Annotated in this window: 2 protein-coding genes; one reads left to right on the top strand and one right to left on the bottom strand. The window is 38.9% G+C overall.

Translation table 11 applies throughout. The features are described 5' to 3' along the window. On the bottom strand, positions 1-704 hold a 704-nt coding region (locus ACR2MV_RS02870), incomplete at its 3' end, for a 3-hydroxyacyl-CoA dehydrogenase (RefSeq protein ID WP_434020390.1). 276 nt (positions 705-980) lie between these two features. On the opposite strand from ACR2MV_RS02870, the gene ACR2MV_RS02865 reads away from it, so the two are divergent. Continuing rightward, a complete protein-coding gene (locus ACR2MV_RS02865; protein ID WP_434020389.1) occupies positions 981-2,492 on the top strand; it encodes a hypothetical protein in 1,512 nt (503 codons plus the stop codon). Positions 2,493-3,187: the final 695 nt, after the last annotated feature.

Here is a 3,187-nt window from a genome sequence, read left to right as displayed (position 1 = left end):
CTGACTCCTGTCGAGATCATCCAGGTTTTATCGATGGTTTCGGCATCGGCTACCTTATTGCTCCACAAGTCAAAAGCAGCATCCAGCAATGGGACCAGTAAAGAATTGAGAACATATCCATTTTGCTCCTTATGGATTGGAATTGGAACCATTCCAATATTTCTGGCAAACTTGATCACCTGTTCAAAGGCCATTGAATCCGTTCCCTCATGTCCCATCACTTCACCTACATTGGCATCCCAAATTCCATTAGCAAAATGCAGAGCCAGGAATTTTTCGGGCCTTCCGGTAAATTCGGCATAGTCACTGGGAAGCGTAGTTGAAGAGTTGGTTGTAAAGATCATTTTGGCAGGGGCCACTTTTGACAGTTCCGAGTAAAATGATGATTTGATTTTTGGATCTTCCGGAACTGATTCACTCAATAAATCAGCATCTTTAGCGGCTTCGGTGATATCTGTGGTATAGGTCAATCTCGAAAAAGTGGCCTCGACTTCTTCTTCTGAGGCTCCTCTTGTATTGAGAAATAGGTCGGCAAATTGCTTGTGAAATGCCTGACTTCTTTCCAATCCTTTTTCGAAGGCATCGTAAACAACTACTTCAAATCCCTTAAAGGCTGTTTGCCATGCAACTTGAGAACCTAAGGTTCCTCCACCTGCGATCATAACTTTTTGAATTTCCCTATTTTCTGTTTTTTTAAGATTCATATCTTTGATTTTTTGTAATTCAAGGAATGGTGTTTTTTAATGATGCTCTGAATTACTATTTAACGTATTATTTAATTATATTTATTCGTTTAATTACTGGTGCAAATCTAAGCGCAAAGCCGGTGTTAGATAAGTTATTTACCGTATGTTACGGTACACAAAGTTTTATAAAAGATTGATATTAAGTGCATTATGTTAAACGAAGATACCTCAGAATTGTACCTTCAACAATTACAACGGGTTTGTGAGAGTAGAGAATTTCGTTCGAAACCCAGAATGAAAAAGTTTCTGACTTACCTCACCCATGAATTCGTAGAAGGCAGGGGAGACAATATAAAGGGGTATTCGATCGGTGTAGATGTTTTCAATCAACCCGAAGATTTTGATCCCGATTTGAATGCTCTTGTACGGATCAATGCAGGCAGATTAAGACGATTGTTACGATTCTATTATTTAGAAGAAGGAATTGAGGACCCGATTAAAATCGAGATTCCTAAAGGCAAATATGTACCAAGCTTTATTGACAATTCGAAAAGTCTGGTAACCAATAAAAATGGTGGATTTAAGGCAGGAAAAAAGGCGAAGGTATTAAAACCCAGTATCGCGGTTTTACCCTTTAGGAATTTGTCTAAAAAGGAGGAACTTGAATTTCTGTGTTTTGGCCTTGCACAAGAGCTTGCATCTGCAACTACGACTTATGATGATCTGCGGGTAATCGGCTCCTCACAAAGACCAGTACATGGAGTTTTGGATCAATCTGCTTTGGAGCATTTTAGAAACAAGGGGATCAATTATGTGATCGACGGGGATATCGCTGCTTTTGGGAATAAAGTTAATATTGGGGTTAGGCTGATAGATGTGAATGAAAATCTTAGGATGTGGGGAGAGAATTTTAAAGCTGATCTTGAAGCAGATGATCTGTTCGATCTTCAGAGTGATATTTCTAAGCAAGTGGCTGGTAAAGTGGGTACTGAATATGGATTGATTAATAAGAAAAGGTCCTTGTTTCACATTGCTGAAAAAACAGATCAACCCAGTGAATATATGGTGCTTCTGAAGTATTACTATCACGAAACAAAATTAACAGAAAAATCAGGTCAGGACCTTTTTGATTCTGTAGAAAAGGCACTTGTTGAAAATCCGAATTCGGCCCTAATGCTGGCTATAAAAGCTGACGTATTTGGTGATATATACATTTCTGATTTTCCAGGAGCAGAGGAGGCATATAAGATCTTTGGTGAATGTGCCGAACAGGCATATGCCATCAATCCTCATAATCCTATTGTAAGGGTCGTTCTCGCATATAAATGCTTTATGTATGACGAAGAAGAACGCTTCTATTCCCTTTGTGATGAAACGGTTCCTTGGATTCCCAATACACCAATACGGTTAGGTGCATTCGCCATGTTTTTGAGTTTATTTGGTGAATGGGTTAAAGGGAAAGAGCTAATGGACAGAGTCATACAGAACAACATGGACATTCCCATGTGGCTCTATGGGATCACCTGTTTATATTACTATAGGGACGAAGAGTATGAAATGGCACTAAAAGAAGCGAATAAATATCAAATGCCAGAATTTCATTGGGGCGCTATGTTACGTGCCGCTATCCATGGACAACTTGGAAATCAGAAAGCTGCGGCCAGTAATATTGAGGAGTTATTGAAAATCCGTTCTGATTTTAAAGAAAGGGGCAGGTATTTGATTACCAGATTTATTAAGGAAGATTCATTGGCGTCACATGTAATCGAAGGGCTGGCGAAAGCTGGCTTAGAGGTGAAGGATTAGTTACCTCCGATAAAGAAGGTAAAACAACAGATAATCAGTATATTCAAATATAAAGGTACAATATTATCGATAGATTGAACTTGTGATCATTCATAGTGTAATAAAAGCCGGTCATTTCTGGAAGGGTTAAACGAAAATAGGATGCTCAGTAATTTGGGACTAGCTTCGCTGGTCTCTGTGACTCTGGTCCTGGTAGTAGGATCTCCAATCTTCAATCTCCAATTGATATATGGCGTTAACTTGGATATTTAAAATTCCTTGTTCGAAACCTGCCACGCCGTCAGGCGGGTTCGTTATTCATTGAAGATTATCGGGATTGGCTTCGCCTGGCCCTAGTGACTCCCATTCTGCAAATAGAATCTGCAAATTGCTTGGCAGCAATTTTACATCTTCTCACAAAAAAAGACGCTCGAGTGAGTAGTCGGGATTGGCTTCGCCGGGCCCTAGTTACTCCCGTTCTGCAAATAGAATCTGCAAATTGCTTGACAGCAATTTTACATCTTCTCATAAAAAAATCCGCTCAAGCAAACTTGGCGGATTTTTTTATTTCGAATCTGTATTTATGCAGATTCTATTTGATAGTGGAGATGGAGGTTATTATTTATTAACATCAATGTTAAATACTAAACACCAATGTTGAAAAGTAACCTACTGACATACAGGCATTTTAGGTATTTTTGTAATAAGATAATTAG

It is taken from the genome of Lutimonas sp. (genome assembly GCF_051011215.1).
GTDB lineage: Bacteria > Bacteroidota > Bacteroidia > Flavobacteriales > Flavobacteriaceae > Lutimonas.
Note: the sequence above shows the minus strand (reverse complement) of the source record. Positions and strands in the feature narration are given on the sequence as shown.

Bases quoted from the DNA above. Each gene is read 5' to 3' on its own strand.
- ACR2MV_RS02865 (WP_434020389.1), top strand. From the start codon at position 981: ATGAAAAAGTTTCTGACTTACCTCACCCATGAATTCGTAGAAGGCAGG.